Annotated in this window: 20 protein-coding genes; 7 read left to right on the top strand and 13 right to left on the bottom strand. The window is 64.0% G+C overall.

Going from position 1 to position 20,024, the window contains the following annotated elements; all coding sequences use genetic code 11:
• The first annotated feature begins 18 nt into the window (after nucleotides 1-18).
• Nucleotides 19-255, top strand: coding sequence for a hypothetical protein (locus AOT87_RS28590; RefSeq protein ID WP_123771716.1), 237 nt, complete (start codon nucleotides 19-21; stop codon nucleotides 253-255).
• 5 nt (nucleotides 256-260) lie between these two features.
• Here AOT87_RS28590 and AOT87_RS03295 read toward each other — a convergent pair whose 3' ends face one another.
• Together AOT87_RS03295 and AOT87_RS03290 are read right to left on the bottom strand one after the other, a co-directional pair.
• Complete coding sequence (locus AOT87_RS03295; RefSeq protein WP_057968706.1) at nucleotides 261-1,484, bottom strand: MFS transporter; 1,224 nt, start codon at nucleotides 1,482-1,484, stop codon at nucleotides 261-263.
• 129 nt (nucleotides 1,485-1,613) lie between these two features.
• Nucleotides 1,614-2,180 (bottom strand): YdcF family protein, encoded by a 567-nt coding sequence (locus AOT87_RS03290; RefSeq protein WP_057968707.1) that lies wholly within the window; start codon nucleotides 2,178-2,180, stop codon nucleotides 1,614-1,616.
• Nucleotides 2,181-2,337: 157 nt separating this feature from the next.
• Between AOT87_RS03290 and AOT87_RS03285 the strand changes: the two genes are divergently transcribed.
• Nucleotides 2,338-3,678, top strand: coding sequence for a cytochrome P450 (locus AOT87_RS03285; protein WP_030094879.1), 1,341 nt, complete (start codon nucleotides 2,338-2,340; stop codon nucleotides 3,676-3,678).
• A gap of 30 nt (nucleotides 3,679-3,708) precedes the next feature.
• On the opposite strand, the gene AOT87_RS03280 is transcribed toward AOT87_RS03285, so the two are convergent.
• Together AOT87_RS03280 and AOT87_RS03275 are read right to left on the bottom strand one after the other, a co-directional pair.
• Nucleotides 3,709-5,268: a cytochrome P450 gene (locus AOT87_RS03280; RefSeq protein ID WP_057968708.1), complete on the bottom strand. Its 1,560-nt coding sequence runs from the start codon at nucleotides 5,266-5,268 to the stop codon at nucleotides 3,709-3,711.
• A 2-nt stretch (nucleotides 5,269-5,270) separates the two neighbouring features.
• Nucleotides 5,271-5,672: a hypothetical protein gene (locus AOT87_RS03275; RefSeq protein WP_057968709.1), complete on the bottom strand. Its 402-nt coding sequence runs from the start codon at nucleotides 5,670-5,672 to the stop codon at nucleotides 5,271-5,273.
• A 155-nt stretch (nucleotides 5,673-5,827) separates the two neighbouring features.
• On the opposite strand from AOT87_RS03275, the gene AOT87_RS03270 reads away from it, so the two are divergent.
• Complete coding sequence (locus AOT87_RS03270; protein WP_030094876.1) at nucleotides 5,828-6,511, top strand: TetR family transcriptional regulator; 684 nt, start codon at nucleotides 5,828-5,830, stop codon at nucleotides 6,509-6,511.
• Here AOT87_RS03270 and AOT87_RS29475 read toward each other — a convergent pair.
• Nucleotides 6,447-6,824, bottom strand: a complete 378-nt coding sequence (locus AOT87_RS29475) for a VanZ family protein (RefSeq protein WP_057969623.1) — start codon at nucleotides 6,822-6,824, stop codon at nucleotides 6,447-6,449. The genes AOT87_RS03270 and AOT87_RS29475 overlap by 65 nt on opposite strands.
• An 11-nt stretch (nucleotides 6,825-6,835) precedes the next feature.
• Between AOT87_RS29475 and AOT87_RS03260 the strand changes: the two genes are divergently transcribed.
• Nucleotides 6,836-8,119 (top strand): acyl-CoA dehydrogenase family protein, encoded by a 1,284-nt coding sequence (locus AOT87_RS03260; protein WP_193601861.1) that lies wholly within the window; start codon nucleotides 6,836-6,838, stop codon nucleotides 8,117-8,119.
• 40 nt (nucleotides 8,120-8,159) lie between these two features.
• Here AOT87_RS03260 and AOT87_RS03255 read toward each other — a convergent pair whose 3' ends face one another.
• The gene (locus tag AOT87_RS03255) at nucleotides 8,160-10,784 is read right to left on the bottom strand and encodes an AAA family ATPase (RefSeq protein ID WP_057968710.1); all 2,625 of its coding nucleotides are present in this window, start codon (nucleotides 10,782-10,784) and stop codon (nucleotides 8,160-8,162) included.
• Nucleotides 10,781-11,965 (bottom strand): exonuclease SbcCD subunit D, encoded by a 1,185-nt coding sequence (locus AOT87_RS03250; protein WP_057968711.1) that lies wholly within the window; start codon nucleotides 11,963-11,965, stop codon nucleotides 10,781-10,783. The genes AOT87_RS03255 and AOT87_RS03250 overlap by 4 nt, the downstream gene beginning before the upstream one ends.
• Before the next feature lie 131 nt (nucleotides 11,966-12,096).
• Here AOT87_RS03250 and AOT87_RS03245 point away from each other — a divergent pair, with 131 nt between their 5' ends.
• Complete coding sequence (locus tag AOT87_RS03245; protein WP_046252954.1) at nucleotides 12,097-12,609, top strand: histidine phosphatase family protein; 513 nt, start codon at nucleotides 12,097-12,099, stop codon at nucleotides 12,607-12,609.
• Between the two features lie 10 nt (nucleotides 12,610-12,619).
• On the opposite strand, the gene AOT87_RS03240 is transcribed toward AOT87_RS03245, so the two are convergent.
• The 3 genes from AOT87_RS03240 to AOT87_RS03230 are packed head-to-tail and all read right to left on the bottom strand — an operon-like array spanning nucleotide 12,620 to nucleotide 14,255.
• Nucleotides 12,620-13,138, bottom strand: coding sequence for a DUF3558 family protein (locus AOT87_RS03240; protein ID WP_030094870.1), 519 nt, complete (start codon nucleotides 13,136-13,138; stop codon nucleotides 12,620-12,622).
• A 32-nt stretch (nucleotides 13,139-13,170) separates the two neighbouring features.
• The gene (locus tag AOT87_RS03235) at nucleotides 13,171-13,728 is read right to left on the bottom strand and encodes a DUF3558 domain-containing protein (RefSeq protein ID WP_078285174.1); all 558 of its coding nucleotides are present in this window, start codon (nucleotides 13,726-13,728) and stop codon (nucleotides 13,171-13,173) included.
• Complete coding sequence (locus tag AOT87_RS03230; RefSeq protein WP_044104574.1) at nucleotides 13,725-14,255, bottom strand: DUF3558 domain-containing protein; 531 nt, start codon at nucleotides 14,253-14,255, stop codon at nucleotides 13,725-13,727. The genes AOT87_RS03235 and AOT87_RS03230 overlap by 4 nt, the downstream gene beginning before the upstream one ends.
• Before the next feature lie 153 nt (nucleotides 14,256-14,408).
• On the opposite strand from AOT87_RS03230, the gene AOT87_RS03225 reads away from it, so the two are divergent.
• Together AOT87_RS03225 and AOT87_RS03220 are read left to right on the top strand one after the other, a co-directional pair.
• A complete protein-coding gene (locus AOT87_RS03225) occupies nucleotides 14,409-16,133 on the top strand; it encodes an ABC transporter ATP-binding protein (RefSeq protein WP_198528406.1) in 1,725 nt (574 codons plus the stop codon).
• The gene (locus tag AOT87_RS03220) at nucleotides 16,130-18,025 is read left to right on the top strand and encodes an ABC transporter ATP-binding protein (protein WP_057968713.1); all 1,896 of its coding nucleotides are present in this window, start codon (nucleotides 16,130-16,132) and stop codon (nucleotides 18,023-18,025) included. The genes AOT87_RS03225 and AOT87_RS03220 overlap by 4 nt, the downstream gene beginning before the upstream one ends.
• Here the strand turns inward: AOT87_RS03220 and AOT87_RS03215 are convergent.
• From AOT87_RS03215 to AOT87_RS03205, 3 genes are all read right to left on the bottom strand, one after another.
• A complete protein-coding gene (locus tag AOT87_RS03215) occupies nucleotides 18,022-18,546 on the bottom strand; it encodes a hypothetical protein (RefSeq protein ID WP_057968714.1) in 525 nt (174 codons plus the stop codon). The two genes, AOT87_RS03220 and AOT87_RS03215, sit on opposite strands and share 4 nt — an antisense overlap.
• 76 nt (nucleotides 18,547-18,622) lie before the next feature.
• Nucleotides 18,623-18,829: a hypothetical protein gene (locus tag AOT87_RS03210; RefSeq protein ID WP_030094864.1), complete on the bottom strand. Its 207-nt coding sequence runs from the start codon at nucleotides 18,827-18,829 to the stop codon at nucleotides 18,623-18,625.
• A 29-nt stretch (nucleotides 18,830-18,858) separates the two neighbouring features.
• Entirely contained in the window at nucleotides 18,859-19,893 is a 1,035-nt protein-coding gene (locus tag AOT87_RS03205; RefSeq protein ID WP_057968715.1) for a mechanosensitive ion channel domain-containing protein, read from the bottom strand.
• Between the last annotated feature and the right edge of the window lie 131 nt (nucleotides 19,894-20,024).

The following is a 20,024-nucleotide window of genomic DNA, read 5'->3' as shown; positions in this document are numbered from 1 at the left end:
GCCAATAGAATTGAGTTCGTGCGCCAGAAAGCAGTGTTCGGTCTGATTGGTCTGGCATTGACGCTGTGCTGGGCGCCGGTGGCGAATGCTGACCCGATTCCGGTCTGCCCGTTCAACCAGCCATCAGGGTGGAACGGGCAGCAATGTTTCCCGCAGCCATGCGTTCCGCCGTACGCGCCGGGGGTCCCGCCGTGCTTCATGCCGCCGCCGACAATCGCGCCCCCGACGATGGCGCCGGGCGGCATCCCTCACTGATCGACTCAGGCCGCTGACGGCGTACGTGGACGGCGCCGGGCGTACAGCAGCGATAACGCAAGCACTACGAGCCCCGCGACCGCCAGCGCCGCGCCGACCAGAGACGGGGCGCGGTAGCCATACCCAGCGGTGATGACCAGGCCCCCGAGCCAGGCTCCGCCGGCATTGGCGATGTTGAGCGCGGAATGGTTCAGCGCGGCGGCCAACGTCTGCGCGTCGTCTGCCACATCCATCAAACGGGTCTGCAGCGCGGGCACCAGTGACGTTCCGGAGACTCCCACGGCGAACACCAGCACCAGTGCCGCCCAAGGATTTCGCGACACCGCCGCGAAAATCACCAGCATCACGGCGACCAGCACCAGGCCGATAGCGATGGCCCTGACGACACTGCGGTCCGCCATCCAGCCGCCCAGCACGTTTCCGGTGACCATGCCGATGCCGTAGAGCGCCAATGCCAGCGGGACGAGGGCCCTCGACAGTCCGGAAACGCTGGTGAGTGTGGTGCTGATGTAGGTGTAGAACGCGAACATGCCGCCAAAGCCCACGATGCCGATGAGCAGGGTGAACCACACCTGAGCGCGTCGCAGCGCGCTGAGCTCTGTTAGCGGATTCGTGATCTTCATATCCGTCAGCCCTGGCAAGAACCGCAACAACGCCGCGACCGTGACCACGCCGATGACCGCCACGACGGCGAAGGCCGAACGCCAGCCCACCGTGTTACCCAGCCAGGTGGCCACCGGAACACCCACGACATTGGCCACCGACAAACCCAGCATGGTCTGCCCAACCGCCTTGGCACGCTCCCCTGGGCCGGCAAGATGCGCGGCCACCAGTGCCGCAACGCCGAAATACGCGCCGTGCGGCAGCCCGGCGACGAACCTGGAGGCGATCAGCGCCGCATAACCCGGCGCGAAGACGGTGGCCGCATTGCCGATCGTGAACGCGATCATGAGCGCGATGAGCAGGGTCCGACGCGAGGCCCGGGCGGTCAGTGCCGCGATGATCGGTGCACCCACGACCACGCCCAGCGCATAGGCGCTGATGACGTGTCCAGCCTCAGGCTCGGTGACACCGAAGCCATGTGCGATGTTGGGCAGCAGCCCCATCGCCACGAATTCGGTTGTCCCGATCCCGAATCCACCTATAGCAAGTGCGAGAATCGCGCCTCGGCGAGTGCGTGGTGACACCGGCGACTCGGGCTGCACGCGTGAATCGACAACGGCAGTCATGAATAGGGCTCCTGTGCGGTATGCGGCTAGATGCGCACATCGATGAGCGCCCTGATCGGTCAACCACCGATTCTGCCGGGTTCATTCCCTTCAGGCGAACTGTGGTCGTCCGGTAGTTGTCCGCAGTCGTCAGCGGAACGGGCTGGTGATGTCGCGCATGAACTGTCCGATGTTGGTCGGCGCATCACCATCGGGGAAGCTCGCGGTGGCCAGCACATTGCCCCCCGCGTCGGTGAAGTTCCGGCCTGCGCGCTGTTGATGGGTCGAGTTCGTTACCAAGATGATTCCCGAGGCACCCGCCTGTTTGGCCAGCGGCACCGAGAACTGCGCATTCTGCACCGTGCTGTTGGCCCGGGGCTCCACGATGATGCGATCGGATGGATAACCAAGGCCGACAAGCATATTGCGCATCTGCTCGGCCTCCGACACCCCGTTTTGCGGATTACCTCCGGTCACGATGATGAACGAGTTCGGGAACATATTGGCGATCGCCCTGCCCGTCGCGACCCGCTGATACAGCTTGTCCCGCATCGAGCCATCGGGCTTGAGGCCGTACCCAAGGATGACCACGGCCGGCTTCGAGAAGTCCTTGCCCGCCGCCATGGGCTCGGAGCTCGCGACCGCGGGAGTGCACAGCGCGAGAACGGCACCGACGACCAAGGTGGTCGCCCATCGAGTGATCAATGCGCCCTCCAAGTCTCAGTGACTCCTGCGACAGACGAGATACATGGTGCCAGAGTTACCCCTGTCAAGTCGACCCGCCGGTGAAATCTCCCGCGATTCCCCCTGGTGTGACCGACATGACAGAGGTAGGCTGAGCTATAAGACACATGTCTACTAACACCACAACGCCGTGGAGGGTGACGTGACCGAAGCCTCAACCATCGACCGAGAAGCCGATACGCCCGAGCCGACCGCTCCCCCGCTCGTGGCACTTCCCAAGCTGGCCCAGGGCATCGCCTTCGTAGCCTCCCGGCGATGGACCACCAGCAGACTGGCCAAGAAGTACGGCAAGGTCTACACGATCAACATTCCCAAATTCGGGTACACGGTCGTGGTGGCGGACCCAGATCTCACCCGGCAGGTGTTCACCACCAGCACCGAGATTCTGGGCAATATCCAGCCCAACCTGAGCCAGCAGCTCGGACCCGGATCAGTCTTCGCCTTGGAGCGCAACGAACACCGGCATCGCCGCAAGCTCCTCGCACCAAAGTTTCACGGCAAGGCCATGATTCAGTACGAGCAGATCATCGAGGAAGAGACGCTGCGCGAATGCGCGTCATGGCCAGAGGGTCAGCAGTTCCAGACCATGGAACCGATGATGCGGATAACCCTCAACGCCATCTTGCGCGCGGTCTTCGGCGCCGACGGAGCCGAGCTGAACGTGCTGCGCGAGCTGATTCCACCGTGGGTGGTACTGGCGTCTCTGACCACCCGGGTGCCGCAACCGAAACGAGTCTATGGGCGGTTCAGTCCGTGGGGCCGATTGAAGGCCTACCGCGCGCGGTACGACGAGGTGATCGCACTTCTCATCGACAAGGCGCTCGCCGCACCAGATTTCGAGGATCGCACCGACATCCTCGCCCTGCTGTTGCGGTCCACCTACGACGACGGCACCACCATGTCGCGCAGCGATGTCTCCGACGAACTACTCACTCTGCTGGCGGCCGGCCACGAGACCACCGCCACCACTCTGGCGTGGGCCTTCGAACGGATCACCCGTCACCCACAGGTGCTGTCGCGCCTGGCCGAGGAGGCCCAGACCGAGAACAACGAATACCGCCAGGCGACAATCCTTGAGGTACAACGCAGTCGGCCGGTCATCGATTTCGCGGGGCGTCACGTGCTGGCGCCCTACGTCGACATCGGGCCCTACCGAATCCCCCAGGGCCACTCCCTGGTGGTGAGCATCAATTTGATGCATGACGACCCGGCGGCTTTCCCCAGCCCCGAGCGTTTCGACCCGGAACGCTTCACCGACGCCAAACCCGGCAACTCGTGGGTTCCCTACGGCGGCGGAACCCGGCGCTGCGTCGGTGCGGCCTTCGCCAACATGGAGATGGACATCGTCCTACGGACCGTGTTGCGGCACTTCACCATCGAGACCACGACGGCACCCAACGAAAAGTGGCACTCACGCGGGGTCGCCTCCTGCCCGAAGAACAACGGGCTCATGACGGTGCGGCGCCGCTGACATCCTCAGGCAAGCCTGCGCAGTTCAGCCTCAGGGATGCCGTTTACGCAGCTGCATGAGGATCTCACCCTCGGGCCCTCCGGTGAAGGTCACCTCGCGGCGCGGCTTCTGGCCCGGCACCATTTCCAGCTCGTATTTCTGGGCCAGCGACGCGATTCCGATGATGGCTTCCAAGTTCGCGAAGCCCGAGGCAATACACATGCGCTTGCCCGCCCCAAAGGGCATGTGTGCCTTGCGCTGTTCGGGCTGCAAGTTCTCCTTGAGGAACCGCGCGGGATCGAAGGTCCTGGCGTTCTCCCACACCCGCTCGTTGTGGTGGATGCTGTCGATCAACACGGTGACGGTGGTACCGGCCGGAATCGGGTAATCACCCAGCACGTCATCTGCCTTCGCAGCACGCGCCAATCCCAAGATCGGCGGGTACACGCGCATCGCCTCATTCAGCACCGCGGCGGTCCATGGCAGATTGTCGACATCCGCGGCAGTGGGTAACCGTCCACCGAGCACGCGGTCGACCTCTTCGCCGAGTTTCGTACGCGCATCGGGATTGCGGGACAACAGATACCAGGTCCACGCGAGCGCGGCAGCGGTGGTCTCAAAGCCCGCACCGAGGAAGGTCATCAGTTCATCGCGGATCTCCAGATCCGTGTACCTAGCGCCCGTTTCGGGATCTTCGGCGGCCATCAACAGCGCCAACAGGTTGTCCTGCCTGGTGATCCGGCCGGAGTGATGATCGGCGATGAGCTGATCGATGGTGCGCTCCACCCAGCGCAACCCCCTCATGGTCCGGGGCGCGGCCACCGACGCGCCGATACGCAGCGCGCGTATGGCCAACCGCGGGGTGTGTGACGCCAACTCGTCGGGGCCGTGGGTGGCAAGCTTGTCCACGAACCAGCGCAGCGGCGGCGCCGCCCCCACGATGTAGCCCACGCCGAAGAGCTTGAGCAGGCGTGCGAAGTTGATCCGCATCTTCTCGGCCATGTCGCCGGACAGATCGATACCGAACATGGTTTGCGCGACGATATCCATGGTCAGGTAGTTCATCTCGGCGGTGACATCGACCGCTTTCCCCTGGGCGTACAGCTCGTCCCACCGGGCGAGGGTGCGCGCGCTGGCCTCGGCCATCTGTGGGGCGAACAGATCGACCTGACGCTTGGCGAAGATCGGCTGCACCAGCCGACGATTTCGGTTCCAGAGTCCCTCGTTGAGATCGGTCACCAGCCCGCGGCCGAAACCGACTGCCAGCAGATCGTATTCGGCGCTCTTGATGTAATTGTCCTGATTGGCCACCAGCACATGACGGGCCAGTTCCGGATTGCGGACAATCACCGTCTTACGCATGGGTGCCCGCGCGACGATGACGTCATCCTGCCCAGGCAGGTCGGCGAGGTACTCGGAGATGGTGTGCCGGTAGGTGGACCAGACCGCCCCGAGTGCGAGACGCCACGACTTCAGATAGCCGACCTTGGTGTTATGCCACCGCAGGAAGGTCGGCCCGCCCGGATAGAGGTCGTGGTTGACCGGACATTCACGGGCCGCCGTGGCGACCGGCGCGGAAAGGGGTTCTGGCTGCAACGCTGGAGCCGACACGGTTAGACCCTTTCCTGCTCGGAGACGCCGTCGCGCGCCTCGTCAACCTCTGATCCGGAAGTCACCTCTTCCGCCACGGCGTCGTTCTTGTCATCGGCCCCAGCGTCGGCAGCGTCATCGTCGTGGTCCTCGTCATCGAGGTCGACGAGTTCGCCTTCCTCGGCGTCGTCGTCGGCCGCGTCGTCCAGATCTGCATCAGCCGAGGCGCCCCAGCGCTCATGGTCAGCTCGGGCCCTCTTGTTGGCCTCCGCGATTTCGAACCCGTCGGCCACAACGCCGCTCAGCTCCTGCCCAACTTCTCCCACCGTCCGCGTGATGATGCGGATGATCCGGCCGACACGAGACCCGACCGACTCCACGACCTCCTGGACGACGTTGACGTTGCGCTCTACAGGTCCCACCATGCTGCACTGCCCCTTCGAATTCGGTGGCCAAATAGTGAACAATCGTGCACTGAGATCAGTGTGCGTAACGTAGATGAACCTGTCAATACCAGGCCTCAACACGGCTTCGAACAAAAGAAACCAATCGATAAGAGCACGACCGTACACTGACAGGTATGCGCCATAGCCGTGCTGAAAAGAAGCTGCATACCCGCCGCGCATTGCTCGACGGGACCTTGGATCTGCTCAAGGTGCGTGGCTTCGCCGCCGTGAGCCTGCGCGAGGTGGCCAAATCCGCGGGTTTGGTTCCCACGGCGTTCTATCGGCATTTCGAATCGATGGAGGACCTGGGCACGGTCCTGGCCGAGGAGAGCGTTCGTGCGCTTCGCGACACCTTCCGTCAGGCCCGGCGCGAGGTGGGCAGTGACAACCCTGCCAAAATTCTCGGACTCATGGTCGACCGGGTGAGCGAGCATGCGAACAACTTCCGGTTTCTGGTGCGTGAACGTCATGGCGGCTCGCCGCAGGTTCGGCGTGCCATCAACAACGAGATGCGCATGCTCACCAACGATGTCGTGGTCGAGCTCGCGCGCAATCCCGCAACAAACCACCACACCACCGAAGATCTCGAGATCGCCGCCGAACTCATCGCCGGCTCGATTCTCAACACCATCGGCATGCTGGTGGATACCGATCACCCCAGCGACGCCGACGCGCAAGCGGCCCTCAACCGTGCGCTGCGCCAGTTAGACCTGGTCACCAGCGGGCTGGCTCACACCGGCAGCGTCACGACCGTCATTCCGAAGCCGACTGCTGCCGGTGCACAGGACGAATCTTCTGCCACAACCAGAGTCCCATGAGCATGCCGACCGCATCGGCAAGCACATCAAGCAGACTTCCGTCCCGGCGTGGAACCCACAGCGCCTGAATAACCTCTGAACACGCAGCGAAGGCCAGAACCCAGGCCAGTGTGAACCTTTCACCGATCCTTGCGAATCGCGAGGACACTGCCAGCATCCCGAAAATCAGAAAATGCACCACCTTGTCCGCCCCGGGCGGTCCGGACGGGACTGCGCTGCCGGGCGTGAACAACAGCAGGCACGCGATCGCCAAAGCACACACCAGGGTGAGCCAGCGAAAGCACGGAAACCACGAACGAACTATGCGAATCATCGTGACCCATATTGCCGCTTCGGTTCTGGGTGATTCAAAGCGATGCCGTCAATGGGCATGCTGCGTACAACGAAGACATGACCTCCGCTCCGTCAGTCCTCGAAATCCGCGCACTGCCCGGCACCGAGACCTACCGGAATCTGCTCGCCCAGGTCGCCGACGGGGCACGAGAACGTGACCTTGACGACGAGAATCCCTTCGACCAGGTTCGGCTGCTCAAGGAAGCGGGGATCGGCCGGCTGCGTATCCCCGTCGAACTCGGCGGCGCAGGACTTTCTGTGCGGCAACTCTTTTCCGCCATTATCGATATAGCGCAGGCCGACCCCATCGTCGCGCACATCTTCCGCACTCACTTCTGGTTCGTCGAGGAACGGCTGCGCACGCTTTCCGATTCCACGTCGGCCGCCTGGCTGACGAAGGTGAACGAAGGCAACCTGTTCGCCAATGCATTCAGCGAGAAGGGGACCTTGGCCGTCGGAAGTCTGGTGTTCAACACCCGTCTACTGCCGGCCGGTGACGGATATCGGTTGAATGGCGAGAAGTTCTACAGCACCGGGACCTTGTTCGCGGACTACCTGACGGTCACCGCAACCACCGACCACGATTCGATCGCATCGGTCATCGTCCCCGGCGATCGCGACGGGGTGCGGCTGGTGGACGACTGGGATGGGTTCGGCCAGCGACGCACTGGTACGGGCACCACGATCTTTACTCAGGTCGATGTCGCCAGCAACGAAATCCTTTCCGACACACCGTATGACGCGGCCCCCGTGCCCACCACGCAGTATGCGTCGTTGCAGCTCTACATCCTGGCGATTGTCGCCGGAGTGCTGCGGTCGGTCGTGGATGACGGCGCGGCACTGCTGCGTTCCCGGCAGCGCAACTTCAGCCATGCTCTCACCGAACGCCCTGTTGATGATCCGTTGTTACAACGCACCCTGGGCGAGCTCAGCGCAACCGCGTTCGCGGCCGAGGCTGCGGTTCTTGCCGCGGCCGATGCCATTGATGCCGCCACCGCGTCCCTGCGCGACGGAGTTCCCGATGCGCAGCTCGCCGAGGAAGCCCAACTCGCGGTCGCCAAGGCCAAGGTCCACATCGATGCCGTGGCACTCGATGCCGCCACCAAGCTGCTGGACCTGGGTGGTGCCAGCGCCTCCAGCCGGAGCCGGAATCTGGACCGGCACTGGCGGAACATCCGGACCATCAGCCTGCATAATCCGGTGCACTACAAGGCCCGGGTAATCGGCCAGAACCTGCTGCACGGCACGCCGCTTCCGGCGAACGCGTATTTCTGAGAGGCACCGATTTTGAGGGGTGTCGGCGCAGCCGAGTCACTCAGGCCGACAGGCTGATTCGCTGTGCCCCGGTGACCGAGTGATAGCGGTCAGGGCTGCAGGTCAGCACGATCACCTGCGCCTCGGTGCCCACCGCGCCGAACACCTCACCCATGCGCTCCAGCCTGTCGCTGTCGGTGAATCCCAGCGCGTCGTCGATGATGACCGGCACCGCATCCTGCGGCGCCACCAACGCGGCGCTCGCCAATCGCGCGACGATGCCCAGTTGTTCCTTCGCGCCACCCGATAACGACTCGTAGGGCACCGTTCGGCCTTCCAGCGTCCGGCTGCGAATACTCAGATCGCTGTCGACGTCCACTTCGAAGGTGGGGCCGAAGACCATGCGCCCCAACCGCTCCAGCTCCGCACGGAACGGGTCGACATAACGCAATCTCATGCCGTCCCGATGCCGCAGCATCACCGATCGCAAGGTGTCGACGGCTCGGGCCTTCGCCCCGATTCGGGCGAATTCCGTTGCCGCATATTCACGCTCGGAAGCCGCCGCATCCAGCTGGTCCTTACGGCCCTGCCTGCCGAACACTTCCAGACGCACCGCGATATCGCGTAGCCGATGACGCAACGAATCGTGCTGCTGATCCAGCCGCTGTGCCCGTGCGGAGACCTCGCCGAGTTCGGCGCGTACCCGATCAGCCTCAAGCGCAGCCAACTGACTCATCAGATCGGTGATGCGGCGGGCGGTCAGGTCCGCCGCTTGGACCGCCTGGTCATGACGTTCGCTCAGCAAATCGTCGGAGGCCGATGCCCGAACCTGGGCCAGGCGCTGCTCCACGGCGGCCAACTCTTCGGCGCGGGCGCCCTGCTTCTCTCGCAATACCATTGCCTCGGTGGACTTCTCGGCGAGTTTCTGATTGGCGACCTGGACGGCGTGGCGGTGGGTGACCTCTTCGGCCTGCAGCCGCTCGACCTCGGCCACCAACCGGGCGACCTCTGTACGAGCCTGCGCCGGATCGATCGCATCCCACAGACCGTCGGCCTCCGGCGCCAACTCGCGCAAGCGGCTCAGCTTCTCACGCAGTGCGTCAAGACTCTCCGACCCCATCAGCCCATCGAGCAGTGCCGTCAACCGGTCGCGTTCAGCATTCAGCTCGGTCCGCCGCTCATACTGCTTCTGGGCCTCACCGACATCGGCTACACCAGCAGCCGCCAAGGCGCCGGTGAGTGCCTCACGAGCCGCATCGAGGTTTCCACGCAGCTGAGCCGCGTTGGCCCCCGGAATGATTCGGGTGACTGCCACGCCGGGAGCGGTGATCTCAACGGTATCGGTGGCCGCACTCGCCCACTGCTCTCCGGCCGCAACCCGCAGCTGGCGGCCATCGACGGTGATGTCGACATCGGCGAGCGCACGCACCTCCACCTGCGCCGAAGCGGTGTCCAGAGCCACCTCTGCCATGCCCACGGTTTGCGCGGCAGCCTCGATAGCACCGAGGGCCTGTGCGGTGATGGCCAGTGCCGAAAGTTCCGCGCCGGCCGTGGTCAACTGCCGGGTAGTGAGGTCGACACGCGACACCCGGGCCGCCAGTCCATCCACCTCATCCCGGGCCAACGCGCGGTCCAAAGTGTCGCGGGCCGACTGCAGTTGAGCGCGGGTAGCCTCGACTTCCTCGGCCATCCGGGCCGCGGCAACCTCCGCCGCCTCTGCTACCTGTTGCGCCTCAGCGTGCGCTTCCTTCGCGGCCGACACCTGCTCGGCGAGGCCATCAATCCCGGCGCGACGAGCCTGGATATCGGCGACCAGTTGGGCCCGCTCGTCACGTTTGGTCTGTGCCGCCACCGCCGCGGCCTGCGCCGCCTCCGCGACTACCGCTGCGTTATCGCGTTGTTGCATCAAGGTCGAAACGGCTTGCGAGGCCTGCTCCAACGGAGCCAGCCGACGACTCACCTCGGCACGGTCGGCGATGACGGAGGCCAGCTCCCGGGTCAGCTCGTCGTGCTCACGAACCTGTTGCTCGACCTCGGCCACGGCCGCGTTGGCGACGGCAAGCGCATCCTCAGCGGCGGTCAGCCGGACGCCGGCCTTGGCCCATTCACCGGTGGGACGCCCCGTCGCGGTGAAGTACAGCGCGTACTCGGCGTCGATCCGCTCCACCAGATCGGGCTCGCTACCGGACAGCGCAACCGACTGTCCGGCAGCAAGATCCAGGGCGCGGGTTAGCGCATCGCTCGATGACAGATCGAGCACACCCGCGCCTGCCGACTGCAGAACCCGCTGCGCCTTCCACAAGTTCATGTCGATGGACTGATCCAGCATGTCCAGCACCCGCTGATGCGCCTCATCGCCGGAGAGCTGTTCGCGGCGCGGCTCGATGACCGTCAGATGCGTCTCAGCGCGTTTGTGAAAACGCTTCCGATACACGAATCGATAGGGGCCGCAGCTGATCTCGGCTTCAATCTCGGAGCCTACGTCCGCAAATGTGGGCTTGACCTGCTTGACGTCCTTCTTGGTGGAGCGATCCTTGGATTCGATCAGCAGGTCCAGCGCCTCGATCATGGACGTCTTGCCGATCTCATTCGCTCCGCTGACCACCACAACACCGCGATCGGGAAAAGTGATGTCGCGATGAGCGATTCCGCGATAGTTGGTGACCGAGAGGCGGTGCAGCTTCACGCCGCCGACCCTCGTGTCACCGCGCCGCCCTTGGCCGATCCGCCTCGCCCGGTACTGGACGTGAGGCGCAGTAACAGCGACAACGCGCCCTGGGCGTCCGCCGACGATGCCCCGCCCGCGGCCGCCATCTCCTTCAGCTCGGCGATCGCGGACTCAGCGAAACCACCGACACCGAGATCACTGAACTCTCCGTCGGCAGGCACCACCGCAATATCGGTGTGCCGCTCCCACGCCCGCACGCTGGCGAATAGCCGCGTGTACTTGTCCAGGCACTCTTCCAGCACGGCGTTATCGGTCACGCTGAGCGTGCCCGTGAGGGCCAGACGCACCACCGTGCGTTCTTTGTCGGGCAGCAGTTCGAGATTGAGTCCGAGATCGGCGATATCGCGTGCGTTGTCCACCGACCGCCGCAACGTCACGAACCGCCATCTGCCCACGTGATGGGCATCCACCTGCACCGCACCCGATTCGTCCAGGTCGACCACGAGAGCATGTCCCGGATCGGATTCGACATCGTCGTAGTTGGTGACCTCGGGCGCCCCCGAGTACCAAACCCGCCCGGTGGAACCCACCTGGGTCCGGGAGTGCTTGTCCCCCAACGCCACGTAATGGACCGCACCACGGGCAATAGCGTCCTCGACGGCCTTCAGCGCGATGAGCGCCGGCTTCGTCGGGTCGGGGTCCAGCACGTCCACACCGCCGTGGGCCACCACGATGCGCCGGGTGCCGTCAACGGGCAGAGCCTCCAGCTGTTCGGCCACCAGATCATGCGTGGGTGCCTTCGAACGCCACGGCACCGCGACCAGCTCGACACCGGCAGCCACCCGATGCACGCCCGCGGTATCGAGGACGTGGACGTTCGCGGGCTTCTCAGCCAGGAACAGCTCACTGGTGTACACCGAGGCGGCATCCAGGGGATCGTGGTTGCCAGGCAGCAGATAGATGTCCACCCCGACGCCGCGCATCACCTCCAGCGCCTGACTGATGACGCGTGGGGCCAGCTGGTTGGACTCGAAGACATCTCCACACACCACCATGAAGTCGCAACCCTGAGCCACAGCAACCTCGCCAAGGGAAGCGATAGCCTCCCTACGGGCGGCTGAATACTGCGGCTGAGCTTCGCCGGCAAGGAAATGCCGGGTCATGCCGAGCTGCCAGTCAGCGGTGTGCAGGAACTTCACACGGGAAGTCTATGGCCGTCCACTGACAACCTCCGGGTGCCGCGCCTGATCCCCGGGGCCCGGATTGGTGACTTATCCACAGGTCGGGCATTTGCCCGTCTTTCGTCACCCAGCCCGGCTACCGTACGACCATGCCGGATGACGCCAAGCGCACCCTGATCTTGATGCGGCATGCGAAGTCGGCGTACCCGCCGGGAGTGGACGATCACCAGCGCCCGCTGAATCTCCGCGGTACGCGACAAGCCACCCAGGCCGGAACATGGCTGCAGGACAATTTCAATCGGATCGACGCGGTGCTGTGTTCAACCGCCACCCGGACCCGCGCGACGCTGACTCAAACCGGGGTACACAGCCAGCTCGTCAGATTCAGCGACAAACTCTACGACTCAACGGTGGGAATCACCCTCGGCGAGATCAACGCGGTACCGGATTCCGCGAGCACGGTCCTCGTCGTCGGGCATGAACCCACCACATCGCAGCTGGCACTCATGCTCGCCGATACCGGTACCAGCAATGCGGAGGCCGCGAACCGGATCTCCACCAAGTTTCCGACCTCCGCGATCGCAGTGCTCACCACTCGGTCGCCATGGTCACGGCTCGAATTGGGCGGCGGATCGCTCACCAAGTTCCACGTGCCGCGCTAGTCGGCGGGCCTCAGACCTTCTCAGCCACCTGGGTGGACAGCTTCATCGCGCAGTGACATGCGTCCGAGGACGTGCCGTGACCCGCACCGAGCAGGGTGACCGCCAGCTCGAAGAATTGGTCGTCCCCGTACTCCAGCGCGGTGACGCACATCCCGTACGTCGAACTGATGAAGCCGCTCTTGCCTCCCGCGGAGAAATCCCTGACCTCGTCACGCGTCCGCTCCTCCCCCTCCCGCTCGCGGCCGATCGGGCTGCCGCGATACCAGGACAGGGTGACGTTCGGGAGCGCGCTCCACGATCCATTCGGAGACCAGGTGCATCCGGCGGGGGTCTTTGCAATCAGCTTGAGGTCAGCCCGGCGTACGACGGCCATGACATCGGGTGTGGTGAGGCTGCCGCACTCGGAGTACCCCGGGCCGACCCGGACATCATGCGAGGTAGCCACCTCATGCCCGTTGACTTCGTGGTGGTTTCCGGAACACCCAGAACTCAACAGCATTCCCATGGCCAGCACAGCACACAGCACTATCCCGCCCACACGGGACGAGCGAACACGACCTGTCAGATGTTCACTGACAGCGTCATCTCCATCAATTTTATTGCCTGCGTGCATGAGTCTCCGCCTTGGCCCTGCGGGTTGACCCACCATCCAACAACACCTGCCGCGTCGCTGGCAACTCCACAGGCGCCCGGCTGGTCCGGCGGCTTCATCACGATCGACGGGATTCCCTGAATCGCCCGTTCCTGGACGTTGTACTTCAGACTGTTCGCTGTGGCCTTCTCCGCTTCGAGACTGCCCGTCTCGAACCAGAAGCGGGTGATGTCGACGAGGCCACCGCTCTTACTCATCGCCTGCCAACGGCACAACGCGCCCACAAATGTGCTCTGAATGTCCCTCGGATCTGCGTCGACGGCCTTGGCCAGAACGTCCGTGGTGAGGACGTCGCATTCCTTGAGCAGGTTGGGGTACTTCTGCTCGGCAGGCGTACCGTCACCCAGATCGCCGCGGCCGGGCATGACCGCTTCCCCGTCGACGGTGCCGCCACAGCCTGCGGACGTGAATGCGACGAGCGCGATGCACGCCGCCGCGAAGAGTGACTTCGTTTTCCGATGCATCATTTCTTGGCCGCCTTGATGGACGTCTCGGTCAGCTGCTTGGCCACGTCGCAGGAGTCGGGAGCGCCGGATCCGGGCTCGAAGTTGATAGACCATTCGATGAAGTCGTTCCCGAAGTCCATGCCGATCTCGCACAGTGTGGTCACGGTGCCCGGGTAGCCGTTAGTGGCGATGAAACCCTTGTATCCGGCGATCTCGATGTCCTCGACGCTCGGGCGCGTCCGCTCTTCCGTCGCCCGTTCACGACCGATAGGACTACCTCGGTACCAGTTGAAGGAGAAGTGCGGTCCCACGATGCTTCCCCCGCGCAGCCAGACACAACCCACCGAGTTCTTCGCGGTGCCCACCAAACCCACGACCTTGGTCAGCTGCATCATCGCCTGATCGCTGACACCGCCGCATTCCGAGAACATCGGACCTTCGACGCCCTTGGACTTGGTCTGCGCCGGCGCTGTCGCGTTCGGCTCATTACCGTTGGGCTGATCAGACTTATCACCGCCCGAACAGCCGGCCACCACAAGTGCCACCATCACCACGGCGACAGCACACTTGCTCCACACGTTGCGCGAATCCAAGCCCAACCTCACATGTGCACTGTAGCGGCACAAACCCGCGCCAACCACTGAGCTGCGGGTTTGTTGCGGGAGTCGTGTGCGACAGTGGTGCGCATGCCTCAGGGTCAGTTGCGGGCCCTCCTGCGACGTTATGTCCGTCCCTACCGCAGTCTGGTCGCGGTGGTCGTCATGCTGCAGATCATCAGCACCTTGGCCGCGCTCTATCTGCCGACAGTCAACGCGGCGATCATCGACGACGGAGTCGCGCAGGGTGATACGCGCACGATCACCCGTCTCGGCATGGTGATGCTGGCCGTGACTCTGGTACAGATCACCTGCTCGATCGGCGCGGTCTACTTCGGTTCCCGGACCGGCATAGGGTTCGGTCGCGACATGCGGTCGGCGCTGTTCCACCACATCACCGGGTTCTCCGCCGAAGAGTCGTCTCGATTCGGTGCGTCGACCCTGTTGACGCGCACCACCAACGACGTTCAGCAGCTGCAGGTACTGGTCCAGATCACCTGCACCATGCTGGTGACGGCACCGATCATGTGCATCGGCGGGATCGCGATGGCGATCCACCAGGATGCGGGGTTGTCCTGGCTGCTCATCGTGAGCATGCCGGCGCTCGGCTTGGTCAATTGGTACATCGTGCGGTCGATGTTGCCGATCTTCCGCCGCATGCAACGGCTCATCGATGGCATCAACCGGGTCATGCGCGAACAGTTGTCCGGCATTCGTGTCATTCGCGCATTTACCCGGGAAACTCTGGAACGCAAGCGGTTTGGCGTGGCCGTCGCCGAGGTGTCCGAAGCGGCACTTGCCGCCGGCCGGTGGCAGGCCCTGATGCTGCCCACCACCTCACTGGTCATCAACACCTCCAGCGTGGCGCTGATCTGGTTCGGCGGGCTGCGTATCGACCACGGGCAGATGCAGGTGGGCTCGCTGGTGGCCTTCTTGTCCTACTTCTTGCAGATCCTCATGTCGATGATGATGCTCACCATGCTGGCCGTCATGGTGCCGCGAGCCTCGGCGTGCGCCGAACGGATCACCGAGGTGTTCGAGACGGTGGGATCGATTACCGCCCCGCCCGATCCGGTTTCCCCGGATGCATCGAATCCGATCGTCGAGTTCATCGATGCCGGCTTCCGCTATCCAGGCGCCGAACGCGCGGTATTGGAAGGGGTTTCGTTTACAGCGCGGCCCGGGACGGTCACCGCGGTGGTCGGCGCGACCGGATGCGGCAAGAGCACGCTGCTGTCATTGATCCCCCGCTTGCACGACGTGACCGCGGGTTCGGTACGCGTGGGCGGTAACGATGTCCGGCGGTATGACCCGGAGAACCTTTGGACATTCATGGGTTTGGTTCCGCAACGCGGGTACCTGTTCTCCGGAACGGTGGAAAGCAACCTGCGCTACGGCAAGTCCGACGCTACCGAGAACGAGATGTGGGAGGCGCTACAGGTGGCGCGGGCGGCGGATTTCGTCCAAACGCATCCCGCGGGGCTGCAGATGCCGGTGTCGCAGGGCGGCATCAACTTTTCCGGTGGACAGCGTCAGCGCATAGCCATTGCCCGCGCGGTGATTCGCCGTCCGGGCGTCTACCTGTTCGATGACGCGTTCTCCGCGCTGGATGTACGTACCGATGCCCGGTTGCGGGAGGCGCTGCGCGCGGTCGCCGCACAATCCACTGTGATCGTGGTGGCGCAACGGATCTCGACGGTAATCGATGCCGACCAGATTGTGGTGCTCGACAATGGCCGAGTGGCCGCGGTGGGCACCCATGCCGAGCTGGTGGACTGCTGTGGGATGTACCGGGAGATCTGCGACTCGCAGGCGGTGTCACTGGTATGACCCAGGGGATCGGTTTTCGAGGTGTGCAGCAAGGGCTGGCAGAGCGTTCACGGGACTTCCGTGGCACCGCGGTGCGAATGGTGAGGCGTCTTGCTCCACAACGTTTTCTGACCGCCGTGGTGATCATCCTGTCGATGACCGGTATCGCGATCGGGGTGATCGGACCCCGAATCCTGGGCCATGCCACCGACCTGTTGTTCAACGGGGTGGTTGGGCGAGAGCTGCCCGCCGGACTGAGCAAGGAACAAGCCATCGAGGCGGCACGGGCACGCGGGAACGGCCAATTCGCGCAGATGCTTTCCGGCATGAACGTTACCCCCGGAGCGGGTGTCGACTTTCATGCCGTGGGGATGACGTTGGCACTAGCGCTGGGCCTGTATCTGGCGGCCGGGTTGTTGGCATGGGTGCAGGCGCGGCTTCTGAACGTCACCGTGCAGCGCACGGTCGTGGCGTTGCGCACCGATGTGGAGGACAAGCTACATCGGCTTCCGTTGTCTTACTTCGATTCCCGCCAGCGCGGGGAGATTCTGAGCCGCGTGACCAACGATATCGACAACATCCAGACGTCCCTGCAGATGAGCATCAACCAACTGCTGAGTTCGATGCTCACGCTGGTCGCCGTGCTTGTCATGATGCTCAGCATTTCGCCGCTGCTGGCCGTGATCACCCTCGCCACGGTGCCCCTGTCACTCTGGGTGACGCGGGCCATCGCCCGTCGCTCACAACGGCTGTTCGTCGCGCAATGGTCTAACACCGGGAAACTGAACGCACATATCGAGGAGACGTACAGCGGTTTCACCATCGTCAAGACGTATGGACATCGCGCCGACGCAGAGGCGATCTTCGCGGACCGGAACGCCAAGGTGTACAGCAGCGCCTTTGGTGCGCAGTTCTTCTCGGGGCTGGTGTCTCCCGCTACGGCGTTCGTAGGGAACCTGAGCTATGTGGCCGTAGCGGTGGTGGGCGGTCTCAAGGTGGCCTCGGGTGACCTGACGCTGGGCAGCATCCAGGCGTTCACGCAGTATGTGCGGCAGTTCAACCAACCGCTGACGCAGGTGGCCGCGATGTACAACACTCTGCAGTCCGGACTCGCCAGCGCCGAAAGGGTTTTTGAGTTGCTCGATGCCGACGAGGAGACTCCGGACCCGGCCTATGCAGCCACCATTCCCGCCGGGTCGCCGGGTGTGGAGTTCGAGGACATCAGCTTTGGCTACTCCCCCGAGACCCGGGTGATCGATGGGCTGTCGCTGCGCGTCGAACCGGGGCAGACGGTGGCGATCGTCGGGCCGACGGGAGCAGGAAAGACCACCCTGGTGAACCTGCTGATGCGCTTTTACGACCTCGACTCCGGACGGATATTGCTTGATGGCGTTGATATCTCAACGGTGAGCCGCCACGATCTGCGATCGCGGATGGGAATGGTGCTGCAGGACACCTGGCTCTTCGCAGGCACCATCGCCGAGAACATTGCCTACGGGCGGCCGGGGGCGGCCGACGACGAGGTTCGCGAGGCAGCACGCGCGGCGTACGTGGACCGATTCGTGCAGACACTTCCCGACGGATATGACACCAGGATCGCCGACGACGGCGAGAACGTCAGCGCCGGCGAGAAGCAGTTGATCACCATTGCCCGAGCATTCCTGGCACGACCGCAGCTGCTGATACTCGATGAGGCGACGAGTTCGGTGGACACCCGCACCGAACTACGGATTCAGCGGGCCATGGCCGAGCTACGCAGGGACCGGACGAGTTTCATTATCGCCCATAGACTTTCCACCATTCGCGATGCGGATCGCATTGTGGTGATGGATGGCGGCAGCGTGGTCGAGAGTGGCACCCACACGGAGCTGCTGGCGCGCCGCGGTCCCTACTTCGCGATGACGCAGGCCTAGAGCTGCGGACCTTGCGTGCGCAGATCCCGAACCTCTGTCATGGCGCCCCGTAGCTTGCCCAGCCATTCCTCGGCGTGTTCGCCGACCAGCCGCACCGCCCATGCCAGTGCATCGGCACGTGACCGCGCGACTCCCGCCTCGACCAGGGTGTCGAGCACCTGACGCTCGGGCTGGCGCAGGCGAGTCATCACCGGGACGGCGATGTGCGTGAACAGGATCCGCTCGGACTCTTCGGCGGTGCCCACGTCGACTCCCCAGGAGACCTTGCGCCCATACCGGGCTTGCGCCTCATCGGCGATACGCATTCGGTGAGAGCGGGTCTCTTCCCGGAAGCGAGAGGCGCGGCCTGCCGCGCGCGCATCACTTTCCTTCTCACTGTCCTCGGCGGGGAATCGGCCGATGACAGTGATCTCTTCGCGGTCGACAACGACTTCGGGGTCACCACTGAACCAGCCGTCGGGCAGGCGCCCGGCGAACCAATCCGCGGCGTCGGAGGCGTCGGATTGTTGATCTCGTTTCATGATTACAAAATTACATACTTACAAATGTCACGGCGTTCGCCTATAGCGAACAACCTGGGGAACGCCGGACGCTACGTCAGCTGCGGCGCATAACGATCGCGGCGCCGCCCGCGAGCAGGATGACCACCGCGAGAACCAGCGCCCATCCGAGACCAGCGATCCACCACACAGCGCCGAGGACAGCCAGCACCGGGGCGGCCAAGAACAGCGCCATACCTGGGTGCTGACGGATCACCGCCAGCGCGGCGTTTGCCCGCTGCTTGTCGATTTCCTTACCAGCCATATCACCAGCGTACTGCGCCTCTGCCGCGGTCAGCGGTCCGCTTTTTCCAGGACCTCGGCATCTGCACGCAGTAACCCGTCGAGATAGAGCGGACGGATACCGTTCTCGTCGAACGCGACGAGAATCCGGCGCCGCAACTCGCGCTCCACCGCCCACTGCGCATTGGCCCGGACGGCCACCGTCAACCGCAGACTGATCGCGTCGGTGGTGATTCCGTCGACACCCTGCATCTCCGGAGCTCCGAGCACGTCCTGACGCAGCGCATCGTCGGCGACTGCCCGCTCAGCGGCCTCGAGCGCCACCTTGCAGGCCAGGTCGACATCGGCACTGTAGGACACGGGCACCTGCAGGAAGGCCACCGCATAGTCCTGGCTGAAATTGCCTACGCGGGCGATCGCCCCGTTGCGCACGTACCAGAGTGTGCCGTGCAGGTCACGCACCGTGGTGATGCGCAGACCAACGCTTTCAACGGTGCCCACCGCATCACCGACGTCCACCACGTCGCCGACGCCGTACTGGTCCTCGAACAGCATGAATATTCCGGTGATGAAGTCTCGCACCAGGTTTTGCGCGCCAAATCCGAGCGCGACGCCGACGATCCCCGCGGATGCGATGAAGGGCGCCACGTTCACTCCCAGGATCGCGAGCGACTGCAGGATCACCCAGACGAGCACCAGAAACGAGACTGCTGATTTGAGAACAGAACCCAGGGTCTGCGCGCGCTGCGCTCGGCGTTTACGCCTTCGTGCGTCGCGGGCCGGGTCCTGAGCACGTCCGCGCAGGGTGCGCACGGTCGAGGGTCGTCGCTCGGCCTCATCAAGAGCCTCGTTTTCCGCCGTCTCCGGTGCGCGGTGCGTGAAAAGCGACCACCGCCGACGGCTCTCCGCCTGATCTGTCCGTCTCGCCCCCTGGACCAGGCGATCGATCGCGCGGTGGAACACGTATCTCACCACCAGCGCCAAAACGATGTAGATCGCGATGTCGACCGGCTTATGGATCAGCCAATCCCGGCCGGACTCGGACAATTGGATTGCTAGGTCTGACACCACCCCGAGGGTACCCATCGAGAACAATCCCGCGAGTGGGCAAAGGACTATCGCCGCTGCGCACCGCGCGAAAATTGTTTGCCCCGTAGGGAACTGAACGCCGGTCCAAAATATGCATTCCAAAAGCCTTACAGCAAAGGAGAATAAAG

It is taken from the genome of Mycobacteroides sp. H003, from assembly GCF_001440135.1.
GTDB lineage: Bacteria > Actinomycetota > Actinomycetes > Mycobacteriales > Mycobacteriaceae > Mycobacterium > Mycobacterium gwanakae.
The sequence above is the reverse complement of the archived record's forward strand: the minus strand, read 5'-3'. Positions and strand labels throughout refer to the sequence as shown.

Bases quoted from the DNA above. Each gene is read 5' to 3' on its own strand.
- AOT87_RS03270 (WP_030094876.1), top strand. From the start codon at position 5,828: ATGCGCCATAGCCGTGCTGAAAAGAAGCTGCATACCCGCCGCGCATTG.
- AOT87_RS03230 (WP_044104574.1), bottom strand. From the start codon at position 14,255: ATGGTGGCACTTGTGGTGGCCGGCTGTTCGGGCGGTGATAAGTCTGAT.
- AOT87_RS03295 (WP_057968706.1), bottom strand. From the start codon at position 1,484: ATGACTGCCGTTGTCGATTCACGCGTGCAGCCCGAGTCGCCGGTGTCA.
- AOT87_RS03205 (WP_057968715.1), bottom strand. From the start codon at position 19,893: ATGGGTACCCTCGGGGTGGTGTCAGACCTAGCAATCCAATTGTCCGAG.
- AOT87_RS03245 (WP_046252954.1), top strand. From the start codon at position 12,097: ATGCCGGATGACGCCAAGCGCACCCTGATCTTGATGCGGCATGCGAAG.
- AOT87_RS03210 (WP_030094864.1), bottom strand. From the start codon at position 18,829: ATGGCTGGTAAGGAAATCGACAAGCAGCGGGCAAACGCCGCGCTGGCG.
- AOT87_RS03220 (WP_057968713.1), top strand. From the start codon at position 16,130: ATGACCCAGGGGATCGGTTTTCGAGGTGTGCAGCAAGGGCTGGCAGAG.
- AOT87_RS03235 (WP_078285174.1), bottom strand. From the start codon at position 13,728: ATGATGCATCGGAAAACGAAGTCACTCTTCGCGGCGGCGTGCATCGCG.
- AOT87_RS03215 (WP_057968714.1), bottom strand. From the start codon at position 18,546: ATGAAACGAGATCAACAATCCGACGCCTCCGACGCCGCGGATTGGTTC.
- AOT87_RS03275 (WP_057968709.1), bottom strand. From the start codon at position 5,672: ATGGTGGGACCTGTAGAGCGCAACGTCAACGTCGTCCAGGAGGTCGTG.
- AOT87_RS29475 (WP_057969623.1), bottom strand. From the start codon at position 6,824: ATGATTCGCATAGTTCGTTCGTGGTTTCCGTGCTTTCGCTGGCTCACC.